Source organism: Streptomyces sp. NPDC058663 (assembly GCF_042716745.1).
In the GTDB taxonomy this organism is placed as follows: Bacteria; Actinomycetota; Actinomycetes; order Streptomycetales; family Streptomycetaceae; genus Streptomyces.
In genome coordinates, this window is sequence record NZ_JBHXRV010000036.1 from 76,830 (window position 1) to 89,850 (window position 13,021).

The 13,021-nt window shown below is 68.3% G+C and carries 10 protein-coding genes and 2 pseudogenes; 10 read left to right on the forward strand and 2 right to left on the reverse strand.

What is annotated here, in order from left to right; genetic code table 11:
• Positions 1 to 174 precede the first annotated feature (174 nt).
• The 3 genes and pseudogenes from ACFWVV_RS25375 to ACFWVV_RS25385 all read left to right on the forward strand — a co-directional run.
• Complete coding sequence (locus ACFWVV_RS25375; RefSeq protein WP_384354276.1) at positions 175 to 1,746, forward strand: ISL3 family transposase; 1,572 nt, start codon at positions 175 to 177, stop codon at positions 1,744 to 1,746.
• A 277-nt stretch (positions 1,747 to 2,023) separates the two neighbouring features.
• Positions 2,024 to 2,149, forward strand: coding sequence for a hypothetical protein (locus ACFWVV_RS25380; protein WP_384354278.1), 126 nt, complete (start codon positions 2,024 to 2,026; stop codon positions 2,147 to 2,149).
• 192 nt (positions 2,150 to 2,341) lie between these two features.
• Positions 2,342 to 2,476 (forward strand): annotated as a pseudogene (locus ACFWVV_RS25385) (hypothetical protein); the annotation flags it as partial.
• Positions 2,477 to 2,537: 61 nt separating this feature from the next.
• On the opposite strand, the pseudogene ACFWVV_RS25390 reads toward ACFWVV_RS25385, so the two are convergent.
• Positions 2,538 to 2,609, reverse strand: a pseudogene (locus ACFWVV_RS25390) (thioredoxin domain-containing protein); the annotation flags it as partial.
• A 24-nt stretch (positions 2,610 to 2,633) separates the two neighbouring features.
• On the opposite strand from ACFWVV_RS25390, the gene ACFWVV_RS25395 reads away from it, so the two are divergent.
• The 3 genes from ACFWVV_RS25395 to ACFWVV_RS25405 all read left to right on the forward strand — a co-directional run bounded on the left by ACFWVV_RS25395 (position 2,634) and on the right by ACFWVV_RS25405 (position 6,604).
• Entirely contained in the window at positions 2,634 to 3,182 is a 549-nt protein-coding gene (locus ACFWVV_RS25395) for a hypothetical protein (RefSeq protein WP_384354304.1), read from the forward strand.
• Positions 3,183 to 3,679: 497 nt separating this feature from the next.
• Positions 3,680 to 5,134 (forward strand): family 43 glycosylhydrolase, encoded by a 1,455-nt coding sequence (locus tag ACFWVV_RS25400; protein ID WP_384354300.1) that lies wholly within the window; start codon positions 3,680 to 3,682, stop codon positions 5,132 to 5,134.
• A 51-nt stretch (positions 5,135 to 5,185) separates the two neighbouring features.
• Positions 5,186 to 6,604 carry a family 43 glycosylhydrolase gene (locus ACFWVV_RS25405; protein ID WP_384354302.1) on the forward strand — a complete coding sequence of 473 codons (1,419 nt, stop codon included), beginning with the start codon at positions 5,186 to 5,188 and terminating at the stop codon, positions 6,602 to 6,604.
• 176 nt (positions 6,605 to 6,780) lie between these two features.
• Here the strand turns inward: ACFWVV_RS25405 and ACFWVV_RS25410 are convergent, their stop codons facing one another.
• On the reverse strand, positions 6,781 to 7,794 hold the full coding sequence (locus ACFWVV_RS25410) for a LacI family DNA-binding transcriptional regulator (protein ID WP_384354280.1): 1,014 nt from the start codon (positions 7,792 to 7,794) through the stop codon (positions 6,781 to 6,783).
• 295 nt (positions 7,795 to 8,089) lie between these two features.
• Here ACFWVV_RS25410 and ACFWVV_RS25415 point away from each other — a divergent pair, with 295 nt between their 5' ends.
• The 4 genes from ACFWVV_RS25415 (at position 8,090) to ACFWVV_RS25430 (ending at position 12,941) form a co-directional block, all read left to right on the forward strand.
• Positions 8,090 to 9,400: an ABC transporter substrate-binding protein gene (locus tag ACFWVV_RS25415; protein ID WP_384354282.1), complete on the forward strand. Its 1,311-nt coding sequence runs from the start codon at positions 8,090 to 8,092 to the stop codon at positions 9,398 to 9,400.
• A 91-nt stretch (positions 9,401 to 9,491) separates the two neighbouring features.
• A complete protein-coding gene (locus ACFWVV_RS25420; protein WP_384354284.1) occupies positions 9,492 to 10,487 on the forward strand; it encodes a carbohydrate ABC transporter permease in 996 nt (331 codons plus the stop codon).
• Between the two features lie 12 nt (positions 10,488 to 10,499).
• A complete protein-coding gene (locus ACFWVV_RS25425) occupies positions 10,500 to 11,423 on the forward strand; it encodes a carbohydrate ABC transporter permease (RefSeq protein ID WP_384354286.1) in 924 nt (307 codons plus the stop codon).
• A 78-nt stretch (positions 11,424 to 11,501) separates the two neighbouring features.
• On the forward strand, positions 11,502 to 12,941 hold the full coding sequence (locus ACFWVV_RS25430; protein WP_384354288.1) for a GH1 family beta-glucosidase: 1,440 nt from the start codon (positions 11,502 to 11,504) through the stop codon (positions 12,939 to 12,941).
• Positions 12,942 to 13,021 lie beyond the last annotated feature (80 nt).

Here is a 13,021-nt window from a genome sequence, read left to right on the forward strand (position 1 = left end):
CGGCGGAGGGCTGGGTGGCCTGTGTCGGCGTACACAGTTACGTGGCTCTGGCAAGATTTTCGTAGCCGGAGATCATCTCGGGGTGAGGGTCGGCCGGTCCGCATCGCGGGCAGGATCTGACTGTGCCCTGTTGAACTGTCTTGCCTGTTACCGCACTTGACGAAGGTGCTGGTGGTGTCGGTCGATATCTCCGCGGCGGTAGTGGTAGTCCGTGCCCGGACGAGAGCTCGCGCTCCCGCAGCCTGTACGGGGTGCGACATGCCGAGTGCGTGGGTTCACAGCCGTTACGAGCGGCAGCTCGCGGATGCCGCTGTGGGTGGCCGTCCGGTCCGGATCGATCTGAGCGTGCGCCGCCTGTACTGCGAGAACCCGGCCTGCCCGAAGCGGACGTTCGCCGAGCAGGTTCCGGGTCTGACCGTCCGCTACCAGCGGCGCACGCCGCTGCTGCAGCAGGTGGTCGAGTCGGTCGGTGTCCTGCTGGCCGGCCGCGGAGGTGCCCGGATGCTGCGCGTCATCGACATCGCGCTCTCCCGCTGCACGGTGCTCAACCAGCTAATGCGGGTGCCGCTGCCGCCGCTGGTCACGCCCCGGGTGCTGGGGGTGGACGACTTCGCACTCTACGGCGACACCTACGGCACGCTTCTGGTCGATGCCACCACCGGCCTCCCGCTCACCCTGTGGGAGGGCCGGGACGCCGAACAGCTCGCCCGGTGGCTGCGCCGGCATCCCGGCGTCGAGGTCGCCTGCCGCGACGGCTCCCTCGTCTACCGGCAGGGCGTCACCTCCGGCGCCCCCGACGCACTGCAGGTCAGCGACCGTTTTCACCTCTGGCAGGGACTGTCACGGCAGGTCCAGAAGATCGCTGCCGCCCACCACGGCTGCCTGGCCGCAGCCCTCCCCGAACCCGAACCACCGCCCGCCGAGGCGCCAACAGCAGCACCGGACCCGGCAGAGACTCGCGCGGGCCGGCACGCCCGGCGGCTGTTCGAGACCGTGCACACACTCACCGGCACCGGCCGCTCCCTCAGCAGCATGTCCCGCGAACTCGGCCTGGACCGCCGCACCGTACGCAAATACGCCTACGCGCGCACCTGGCAGGACGTCATGCGACGCACTCCACGCAAGCCCTCCAGCCTGGATCCCTACCTCGACTACCTGCAACAACGCTGGGACGAAGGCGAACACAGCGCCAAGATCCTTCACCAGGAACTCCAGACCAAGGGCTACCTCGGTCACTACCAACGGTTCAAAATGGCCGTCGCGCCCCTGCGCCGCGGCCTGCCCCTGGACACGCCGCGCGAACGGCCGCCGTCCCCGCGCGAGGCCACCCGATGGATCATCACCACCCCTGACCGGCACACCCCGCACACCACCCAGCGCCTGGACCGGCTCCTCGGCCACTGCCCCGAACTCAAGCAAGTCCACCACTTGGTCCGCCAGTTCGCCGCCATGCTCGATACCCGCGATGCTGCCCCGCTGCCCCAGTGGCTCGACCAGCTCACCACCAGCGGGCTGCTGCCCCTGGTCGGCATGGCGAAAGCCCTGCGCGAGGATCAGCACGCGGTCGAACTCGGGATCACCACCCGCTACAACTCCGGCGTCAACGAAGGTCGCATCACCGACGTGAAACTCCAGAAGCGGCTCATGGCCGGACGCGCCGGTGTCCCGCTCCTCCGTCACCGCGTCGTACTGATCGCCCACCTACGCCGCCGCGATGCGGGCCGCCCGACCCTCACCCCGAGATGATCTCCGGCTACGAAAATCTTGCCAGAGCCAGTTAAGTCCGTACGCCGACAGCCTGTGCATCAACTGTCAGCGGCCGTACCGGCGGCGGCGCGCGGCCACCGTGGCGAGTTGCCCGTCGGCGCGGTGCCCGGGGCCGGCTGCGCGACGGGGGCCTGACTCTTTACAGGCCCTCGTCGATCGTGTCTCTCGGGGCGCCCTTTGTTTCCGCACTTCAGCCTGGTTGTCAGAGCCTCCCCGAAGCGTTGTACGTCCTACTCGCGGCGGCCGGGGAGCACTCATGGAAGATGACCTTCAGATCGACAGCGACGAAGACCTCTTCCGTAACCCGGTCTACTACGAACCGGCCGGCCGCGACCTCGACCTGGGCCGCGCCTTGGCGTCCCGCAAGGCCAAGACCTTCTGAAGGTGCTCTTGCACATGCGAGGACGTGTCCCCGTCGAAAAGCGCGGGCTCATCTGTCCCGACTGCCGGGACCTCCGCGGACGGCGCGTTCCCACGTACCTCGTCCAACGTGGCGAGCTCACCCACGAAGCGGTCACCGCACGCGTGTACCACGGGCATGCGCCGCACCGGCTGGTTCGAGTGCAGCGATCCGATGGTCAACCGCCTCCACGAGAACGTCCTGTGGAGCATGCGGGGCAACTTCGTCGACCTGCCCACCGACTGCCCCCAGCGCGACGAACGCCTCGGCTGGAGCGGGGACATTCAGGTCTTCGCCCCCACCGCGAGCTTCCTCTACGACTGCGTCCGCATGCTCGACTCCTGGCTCACCGATGTGGGACTCGAACAGGTGCGATGGCTTCCCACGAGGGGGCGATCTGCCGATATGGACCGCACCACTCGGCCCAGAAATCGACCAGTAGCAGGCGCTGACCGCGCTGCGGCGCGTGTTGCGGCCCGAGGGCACCATCACCGTGTTCGAAGGGGATCATGGATCAGCGTTCTTCCATCCAGCCGGCGCATACGCCCGTGCCGCGGTCGAATGCCAGGTCCCACTGCAGTCCGCCGCCGGCGGGAACGCGTTGATGGGCCGGCAGTTGCAACCGCTGCTGGATCAGGCCGGCTGCGACGAAGCCGTCGTGCGCCCTCGGACGGTGTATGCCGACCAGACCCGGCCGGCACTGGTCGACGGCTTGACTCGCAACACCTTCATCGCCATGGTCGAGTCAGTCCGGGAGGATGCGCTCACAGCAGCGCTCATGACCGCGGACGACTGGGACCGGGGGATCGTGGACCCGCACCGCACCGCACAGGACAACGGGACCTTCCACTACACGTTCTTCAAGGCCGTCGCTGTGAACCCATCGAGCGCTGCCGCCTGGGCCAGTGACCGTCGTCATCACTCTCATTCTGCTGGCGACCACCGCCTGCGGTCTGGGCCGGTCGCGCACGGCAGCGAAGCGGGACTTCCGTCGGCCTCGGATGCTTGCCGTTAAGTGACGGTGTTGCATGTCTTCGGTCCGAGACCTGCGATCAAACGGCTGTCGCCGACGGTGCGGGATGTCGGTAGCGGGGCTGAGGTGTCTTTGCGTGGCTGAGGCCCGACGCGCCGACCAGCCACGGGTTCCGACCTGTCGGACCGGTGTGCGAACTGTTCGTGCAGCGTGATCAGTTCACTCGCCCACAACCTGACATCAGCAAGGTCGAAGACGGCAGTGGCCAAGGCATTGAGGGCCCGTTCGAGGTGCCGGACGAAGGTGCTCGGTGATTTCCCGGTCCCCGTTATGGCGCTTACCGAGTAATGCGGCATGTGTCGGTGATCCCGCCGGAACCAATGCTGTCCGAACCGTTGACGCGTACACGTCGGCTACCTATGTTCTGGTCGAAGTTACGTACACCGTCCGGTATTTCGAACATGACGTAATCGGTGGCTGTCAGCTGCCGGTGTCGAAAGGGGCTCGCTGTGCTCCGCACCCGCTACTGGTTCGCCTTCATGGCGGCGCTGCTCGTGATGCTGTCACCGGTGGCCACGCAGCCCGCCGCGGCCGCCGGGGGGCGTCCGTACACCAACCCCGTCAAGTCGGAGAAGGGTGCCGATCCCTGGCTAGAGTTCCACAACGGCCACTACTACCTGGTCACCACCTCCTTCACCGGCGTGCTGACCATGCGGAAGTCGCCCACCCTGGCCGGGCTGTCGGCGGCCCCCAGCGTCCAGGTCTGGAGCGACACGACCCCCACCCGCAACACCAACTTCTGGGCGCCCGAGCTGCACTTCGTCGACGGCCGCTGGTACCTCTACTACTCCGCCGGGCAGGCCGGCGTGGTCTGCTGCGACTCCCAGCGCACCCATGTCCTGGAGAGCGTCGGCAGCGATCCCATGGGCCCCTACACCTACAAGAACCAACTCTCCGGCTCGAACCTCGCCCCCGGTGGCTGGCTCATCGACGCCAGTGTGCTGCGCCACGGCGGCAAGCTGTACCTGCTCGGCAGCGGGTCCATCAACGGCAGCAAGCAGAGTCTGGTCATCGCGCCCATGAGCAACGCGTACACCGTCAGCGGCTCCACCTTCTCCGTCGTCTCCAGCCCCACCCTGAGCTGGGAGACCCAGGGCGGCTCGGTCAACGAGGGACCGGAACCGCTCTATCGCAACGGCAAGACGTTCGTCGTCTACTCCGCGAGCGCCTGCTGGGGCCCCGACTACAAGCTCGGCCAACTGGAACTCACCGGCAGCAACCCGCTGCTGGCTTCCTCCTGGACCAAGAAGGTCACACCCGTCTTCTCACGGAACGACTCCGCGGGGGTCTACGGCCCGGGCCACAACGGCTTCTTCACCTCGCCCGACGGCACCGAGAACTGGATCGTCTACCACGCCAACGACTCGGCCTCCGACGGCTGCGACAACGGCCGCACCACACGTGCCCAGAAATTCACCTGGAACGCCGACGGCACTCCGAACCTCGGTGCGCCGACCGCCCTGGGCGCCACCCGTCCCGGCCCGTCCGGGGAGACAGCGGCCACACCGACGGCGTACACGCTGGTGAACCGGAACAGCGGCAAGTGCCTCGAAGTCACCGGCGGCAACGCCGCGGACGGAACGGATATCGCACAGTGGACCTGCGGAAGCGGCGCCCACCAGAAGTGGCGGATCGAGGACCTCGGCAACGACACCAGCCGCCTCGTCAACGTGGCGACAGGCAAGGTCCTGGACACGGCCGACTGTTCCGCCGCCGACGGTGCCGATCTGAGGCAGTGGTCCTGGCTGAACAACAACTGCCAGAAGTTCCGGCTCGTGTACACGGCCTCGGGGGACTACATGCGGATCGTCAACGAAAGCAGCGGCAAGGTGGCCGACGTCGCGGACTGCGGCACGGCCAACGGCGCCGACGTACGCCAGTGGACCTGGCTGAACAACACCTGCCAGCAGTGGCAGCTCAAGCCGTCGGCATGACGGCCGTGAAGGAGAGAGACAGTGGAACGACGCGACATCACGAAGGTGATCATGGCTCTGCTCACCGCCCTGGCCGTGCTGACCACCGTGGCCCCCGCACACGCCGCGGCGCCCGCCTCCCCGGCGGTGACCTTCACCAACCCGGTCGCCGAACAGCGAGCCGATCCGCACATCTTCAAGCACACGGACGGCTACTACTACTTCACCGCGACCGTGCCCGCGTACGACCGGATCGTCATGCGGAGGGCCACCACCCTCCAGGGACTGTCCACGGCCGCCGAGACCACCATCTGGAGCAAGCACGCCAGCGGTGACATGGGCGCCCACATCTGGGCGCCGGAGATCCACTTCATCGACGGCAAGTGGTACGTCTACTTCGCCGCCGGGTCCACCAGCGACATCTGGAAGATCCGGCCGTACGTCCTGGAGAGCGGTGCGGCCAACCCACTGACGGGCACCTGGACCGAGAAGGGCCGCATCGCCCTGCCGCTCGACACCTTCTCCCTCGACGCGACCACCTTCGTCGTCGGCTCGACGCGCTACCTCTCGTGGGCGCAGAACGACCCGGCGGTCGGCAGCGGCACGAACCTCTACCTCGCCAAGATGTCCAACCCGTGGACCGTCAGCGGCGCCCCGGTCCGGATCTCGACGCCCACCCATGCCTGGGAGACCGTCGGGCACCGGGTCAACGAGGGCCCGGCGGTCATCCAGCGGGGCGGCAAGGTCTTCATGAGCTTCTCCGCCAGCGCCACCGACAGCAACTACTGCCTCGGCCTGCTGACCGCGACCGCCGGCGCCGACCTGATGAACCCGGCGTCCTGGACGAAGAACCCGAACCCGGTCTTCACCAGCAACACCGCGACCGGCCAGTACGGCCCGGGGCACAACACCTTCACCACGTCCGAGGACGGGAAGTCGGACGTACTCGTCTACCACGACCGCAACTACAAGGACATCATCGGCGACCCGCTCAACGACCCCAACCGCCGTACCCGCTACCAGAAGCTCTACTGGAACGCCGACGGCACCCCGAACTTCGGCATCCCGGTCGCCGACGGAGCCACTCCCGTCCGCTTCTCCTCCTTCAACTTCCCCGACCGGTACATCCGGCACTGGGAATTCCGCGCCACACTGGCAGCAGACGTCTCGAACCTCGCCGACTCCCAGTTCCGCGTGGTCACGGGCATGGCCGGCAGCGGCACCGTCTCCCTCGAATCGGCCAACTTCCCCGGCTACTACCTCCGCCACAAGAACCATGAGGTGTGGGTCGAGAAGAACGACGGCAGCACCACCTTCAGGAACGACGCCAGTTTTCACCGCCGTCCGGGTCTGTCGGACACGGTCGCCGGGGTCTCCTTCGAGTCGTACAACTTCCCCGGCCGTTACCTCCGCCACTACGGCAACCTGCTCGTGACGCAGCTCGCGGTGACGACGACCGCCAGGGCGGACGCGACGTTCTACGCCCAGTAGGAACGCCGGGCCGGCCGCTGCCGACGGGGAGCGGCCGGCCCCTTGACCAGGACGGCGACCGCGGGCGGCGTGACGGTCTCCACCGTCGTCAGGGCCGACTGGGGGTTGCTGATCCGTGCGGGATGTTCGGCGCCGTGGCGACAACTGCCCACCCCGCGACCGGCGCGGAACGGCCATCAGGACGACTCGCGCACCACCAGGCTGGTCGGCAACGTCACCTGCCGGCGTTCCGCTCCGTGCCGGGTGATGTCGGTCAGGATCCGGGCCATCGTGCGGCCCAGTTCCTCGACCGGCTGACGCACCGTGGTCAGCGGCGGGTGGGTGTGGCGGGCGAGAACCGAGTCCTCGAATCCGACGATGGCGACGTCACCCGGCACCTGCCGACCCTGACGTCGTAGCTCGGCCAGAGCGCCTGCCGCCATGAGGTCCGACGCGGCGAAGACGGCGTCCAGTTCCGGGGCGCGTTCAAGAAGCGAACGCATCGCTCGACGCCCGCCCTCCTCGGTGAAGTCACCGCCCGCCACCAGGGATTCGTCGGCGGGCACTCCCGCCCCGCCGTGGGCGTCGCGCCAGCCCGCCAGCCGGGCACGGCTGACGTCCATGTCGAGCGGCCCGGTGATGGTGGCGATGCGGCGGTGGCCTCGGTCCAGCAGGTGCCGGACGGCCGCGGCGGCGCCGCCTGCGTTGTCGGAGTCGACGTAACTCAGGTTCTCCCGCTCGTTGCGGCGGCCGGCCAGCACGGTGGGCAGGCCCATCTCCTCCAGCATGCCGGGCAGTGGATCGTCCGCGTGGACCGAGACCAGCAGCACGCCGTCGACCCGGCGGGTGGTCACCGAAGCGATCATCTGGTCCCGCTCGGACTGGTCGCGGACCAGCGTGAGTTGCAGCTGTGTCCTGGTATCGGCGAGTGCGGCGCTCACCCCGCGGATCAGGGCGGCGAAGTACGGCTCCGAGCCGAGCCGGCTCTCGGACTCCGGGATCACCAGCGCTACCGAGTCGGTGCGGCTGGTCACCAGACCCCGGGCAACGGAGTTGGGAACGTAGTTCAGCTCCTTGATCGCCGCGAGGACCCGCGCGCGGGCGTCCGCGCTGACCAGGTCCGAGCCGTTGACCACGCGGGACACCGTGGTCCGCCCCACCCCGGCACGAGCAGCGACGGTTTTGATCGTGGGCTGACGGTTGCCTGCCATGTGCTCCTCCGGACGGCTGCGGCATCGCCGCGGGGGACGCGACCAGCCGTAATTGTGGCAGACATCCAGGCCGCGGCAGCACCCGCCCAGCGTCATGAAACGAACACGAGTTGGGCCGCTTCGGCAACGAATTGTTTACAAGCCATTGACATGAGCGCTCGACCCTACGAGTCTTCGATCCGCCGGTGGGTACGTTCCCAATCATATTTGGGCACGTTCCCACTGTGTTTTTGCCCGCCTTCGCCCCACCCCTGAACCGCCACTGGTGCGTTAGCGCCGTCGCAAGGAGGAAGTCATGAGCACTGCTCACAGGACATCGCGCAGGAGGCTGGCCGCGGCCACCGCGACCGCTGGTGCGCTCGCGCTCGTCGTCGGCTGCGGAGGCGGCGCCGACTCGGCGACGGGCGGTGGCACGAAGGACGGCAGGGTCACCATCACCATGGGCATGTACGGGGTCATGGGGTTCCAGGAGACGGGCCTCCTGGAGCAGTACGAGAAGGAGAACCCCCACGTCGACATCAAGGCCGAGATAGCCGGTGACGAGCAGACCTACTACACCGCCCTGCAGACGCGGCTGGCCGGGGGCAAGGGCCTGAAGGACATCCAGGGCATCGAGATCGGCCGCGCGAAGGAGGTCGTCGACACCCAGGCGGACAAGTTCGTGGACTTCGCCGGAGTGAGCGGCACCGACCACTTCCTGCCCTGGAAGCAGTCCCAGATCACTACCGCCGACGGCAAGGTGCTCGGTCTCGGTACCGACATCGGTCCGATGGCCATCTGCTACCGCAAGGACTACTTCGGCAAGGCAGGTCTGCCCACCGACCGCGAGGCCGTCGCAAAGCTGTGGCAGGGCGACTGGAAGAAGTACGTGGAGGTCGGCCGCGGTTTCAAGAAGGGCTTCAAGGGCGGCGACGTGGCCTACATGGACGCGGCCAGCGGTCTGTTCAACGCCATGGTCTACGGCCACTCCGAGCAGTACTACAACACCAGGGGCGAGCTGATCTTCGACAAGAACCCCGCCGTCAAGGAGGCCTGGAGCCTCGCCGCCGACGCTGCCGATGGCGGCCTGTCCGCAAAGCTCCGCCAGTTCCAGCCCGGATGGGACCCCGGCCTCGCCAACGGGACGTTCGCCACGGCGGTCTGCCCGGCCTGGATGCTCGGCCACATCGGCGAGAAGGCCGGCCCTGCCAACAAGGGCAAGTGGGACGTCGCCAAGGCCCCCAAGGGCGCCAACTGGGGCGGCTCCTTCCTCGGCGTGGTGAAGCAGAGTCCGGTGCAGGAGGAGGCCAAGAAACTCGTCGCCTGGCTGACCGCCCCCGAACAGCAGGCGCACATCTTCAAGAAGCAGGGCAGTGTGCCGTCCTCGCAGAAGGCGCTGGAGGCGCCCGAGGTCCGGAACGTCACTTCGGAGTACTTCAACAACGCCCCGATCGGCCAGATCTTCGGCGCGGCAGCCCGGGAGATTCCGGCCAAGCAGGTCCTCGGCCGAAAGGACGGCACGATCAAGGACACCTTCTCCCAGGGCCTGGTCCTGGTCGAGCAGGGGACCGCGCGGGACGAGGCCTGGCAGACCACTGCACAGCGCATCGAGAAGGCAGTCGGCTGACCGTCGTACACCGGGCCGTCCGGGCCCGCCCGCACGATGCCGGCGGGCCCGGGGAAACGCATCACATCCCTGCATTCAGGAAGGAACTCCGGTGGCCACCTCCACCAGCAAGACCCAGACCGGCCGGGGACGTCGAGGACCGTCCCGCGCGCCGGACGGCGAGGACGCGGGCCCGCGGCGCGTGCCGCTGCTGCACCGGCTGGACGTGAAGGGCGCACCGTACGCGTTCGTCGCCCCGTTCTTCGTCGTCTTCGCCGCGTTCAGCTTCTACCCCCTCGTCTACACCTCCTGGATCTCACTGCACCGGGTGGAGCTGGCCACTCTCGACCTCATGCAGTGGGTGGGGTTCGACAACTACATCGCCCTCTGGAACGACTCCCGGTTCTGGAACGCCGCGGCCAACACCGTCACCATCGGTGTCCTCTCCACGGTGCCGCAGCTGCTGTTGGCGCTCGGTCTGGCCCATCTGCTCCACTACAAGATGCGTGGCTCACTCTTCTTCCGCATCGCCTCGCTCGTCCCGTACGCCACCTCGGTCGGTGCCGCCGCCCTCGTGTTCACCATGCTCTTCGAACGCGACTTCGGGATGATCAACTGGGCGCTCGGGCTGGTCGGCCTGGACCCGGTGAACTGGGAGGCCGACAAGTGGCCCGCCCAGGCCGCGATCTCCGCCATCGTCATCTGGCGGTGGACGGGGTACAACGCGCTGCTCTACCTGGCCGCCATGCAGGCCATTCCCGCCGAACGCTACGAGGCCGCCGCCATCGACGGTGCCTCCCGCTGGAAACAGTTCACCCACGTCACCGTGCCCGGCATCCGCTCCACGATCGTCTTCACCATCGTGCTGTCCACCATCGGCGCCACCCAGCTGTTCGGCGAACCGCTGATCTTCGGTCAGGGCCCCAACGGGGTGACGGGCGGCGCGGACAACCAGTACCAGACGCTGGGCCTGCTGCTGTACGAGGAGGGCTGGAAGAACTACCAGATGGGCCGCTCGGCGACCGTCGCCTGGGCGATGTTCCTGCTGCTCGTCCTCGTCTTCCTGGCGCACCGGCTCATCAAGCGCCTGCGCTCCCGTACGTCCTGACCAGGAGCCCCCATGACCACAGACAGCCTCCCGGTCCGGACGGACATCCCGCCCCGGACCGCCCCGAAGAAGCCCGCCCCCCGCGCCGGCCGCCGAATGCTCCGCCCGCGCGCCGGCCGTCAGCACCACGCGGGTCCGCTCGCCTACATCCTGCTCGGGATCACGGCCATCGTGTCGATCTTCCCCCTGTACTGGACGATGGTGGCGGCCTCGACCGACAACACCCGGGTCAGCCAGACACCGCCACCACTGCTGCCCGGCCCCAACCTCCTCAGTAACCTCGCCCGCGCCTGGAACGAGGCGGCGATGGGCAAGGCCATGCTCAACAGCCTGATCGTTGCAGGTGTCATCGCGCTGTCCACGGTGCTGTTCGCGACGCTGGCCGGTTTCGCCTTCGCCAAGCTGCGTTTCAAGGGCCGCAACGTACTGCTCATGCTGGTGATCGGCACCATGATGGTGCCGCCCCAACTCGGAGTCGTCCCGCTGTTCATGATGATGTCCGAGCTGGGCTGGTCGCAGGAACTGCCCGCCGTCATCTTCCCCACGCTGGTGAGTGCGGTCGGTGTCTTCTTCATGCGGCAGTACCTGGCGGAAGCCCTGCCGGACGAACTGGTCGAGGCCGCCCGCGTGGACGGTGCGCACTCCCTGCGCATCTTCTGGAGCATCGTGCTGCCCGTGGCACGGCCCCCGATGGCGGTTCTGTTCATGATCACGTTCGTGCACGCCTGGAACGACTTCTTCTGGCCCTTCGTGGTGCTCGACATGACCAATCCGACCGTCCCGGTCGCCCTCACCCAGCTCAGCGCCGGATACATCCGTGACCAGTCCCTGATCATGGCGGGCGCGCTGCTCGGCACGCTGCCGCTCCTGGCGATGTTCCTCGTCTTCGGGCGTCAGATCGTCAGCGGCATCATGGCGGGCGCCGTCAAGGGCTGACCCGCCGCGACGACCGCTCGGCCCCGCACCAAGCGTCCCCTCACCTCACTTCGAACACTTCACCAGGAATGGAAACACGTGGTCACCGCAGCACACCAGCACACCGATTCCACCCCGGAGTCCTCCCGTACCTTCCCCGCGGACTTCCTGTGGGGCTCCGCGACCGCGTCCTACCAGATCGAGGGTGCTGCGGCGGAGGACGGCCGCACGCCGTCCATCTGGGACACCTACGCCCGTACCCCCGGCCGTGTCCGCAATGGCGACACCGGTGACACGGCCACCGACCACTACCACCGCTGGCGCGAGGACGTCGCCCTGATGGCCGACCTCGGCATCGGCGCCTACCGCTTCTCCCTCGCCTGGCCGCGGATCCAGCCCACCGGCCGCGGTCCCGCCGTGCAGAAGGGACTCGACTTCTACCGGCGTCTCGTCGACGAACTGCTGGACAAGGGCATCCAGCCGGTCGCCACCCTCTACCACTGGGACCTGCCACAGGAGTTGGAGGACGCCGGCGGCTGGCCCGAGCGCGCCACCGCCGACCGGTTCGCCGAGTACGCCGCCCTGGCCGCCGACGCCCTGGGGGACCGGGTCAGTACCTGGACCACTCTCAACGAGCCCTGGTGCAGCGCCTTCCTCGGCTACGGCTCCGGCGTGCACGCCCCGGGGCGCACCGATCCGGTCGCCGCCCTGCGCGCCGCCCATCACCTCAACTTGGCCCACGGTCTCGCCGTCCAGGCGGTGCGGGACCGGACCCCGGAGCACGCCCGGTGCTCGGTCACGCTGAACATCCACCACGTCCGCCCGCTGACCGGCAGCGACGCCGACGCCGACGCGGTGCGCCGCATCGACGCACTGGCCAACCGGGTCTTCACGGGACCGATGCTGCAAGGCGCCTACCCCGAGGACCTGCTCAGGGACACCGCGGCGCTGACCGACTGGTCCTTCGTCCACGACGCCGACCTCAAGCAGATCCACCAGCCACTGGACTTCCTCGGCGTCAACTACTACACCCCCACTCTCGTCTCCCGGGCGGACGGCAGCGGCGGCCACACCTCGGACGGACACGGCAGGAGCCCCCACAGCCCGTGGCCGGCCGCCCGTCAGGTCGCCTTCCACCAGCCCCCGGGCGAAACCACCGCGATGGGCTGGGCCGTGGACCCCAGCGGTCTGTACGACCTCCTGCGCCGACTGGCCGCCGACTTCCCCGGCACGCCGCTGGTCATCACCGAGAACGGCGCCGCGTTCGACGATTACGCCGACCCCTCGGGCAACGTCAATGACCCTGCCCGCATCGCCTACCTGCACGGCCACCTCGCCGCCGTCCACCAGGCCATCGCGGACGGCGCGGACGTGCGGGGGTACTTCCTCTGGTCGCTGCTGGACAACTTCGAGTGGGCACACGGGTACAGCAAGCGTTTCGGTGCCGTCTACGTCGACTATCCGACCGGCACCCGCATCCCCAAGACCAGTGCCCGCTGGTACTCCGAGGTCGCGCGTACCGGGGTCCTGCCCGCCTGACCTCACCCGGCGCGGCACCTCCGCGCCTCCCCGCACGGTGCCGCACCACGGGCCCGCCCCCGCACCCCTCACCTGGGGCG

Bases quoted from the DNA above. Each gene is read 5' to 3' on its own strand.
- ACFWVV_RS25425 (WP_384354286.1), top strand. From the start codon at position 10,500: ATGACCACAGACAGCCTCCCGGTCCGGACGGACATCCCGCCCCGGACC.
- ACFWVV_RS25400 (WP_384354300.1), top strand. From the start codon at position 3,680: ATGGCGGCGCTGCTCGTGATGCTGTCACCGGTGGCCACGCAGCCCGCC.
- ACFWVV_RS25380 (WP_384354278.1), top strand. From the start codon at position 2,024: ATGGAAGATGACCTTCAGATCGACAGCGACGAAGACCTCTTCCGTAAC.
- ACFWVV_RS25415 (WP_384354282.1), top strand. From the start codon at position 8,090: ATGAGCACTGCTCACAGGACATCGCGCAGGAGGCTGGCCGCGGCCACC.
- ACFWVV_RS25405 (WP_384354302.1), top strand. From the start codon at position 5,186: ATGGCTCTGCTCACCGCCCTGGCCGTGCTGACCACCGTGGCCCCCGCA.
- ACFWVV_RS25410 (WP_384354280.1), bottom strand. From the start codon at position 7,794: ATGGCAGGCAACCGTCAGCCCACGATCAAAACCGTCGCTGCTCGTGCC.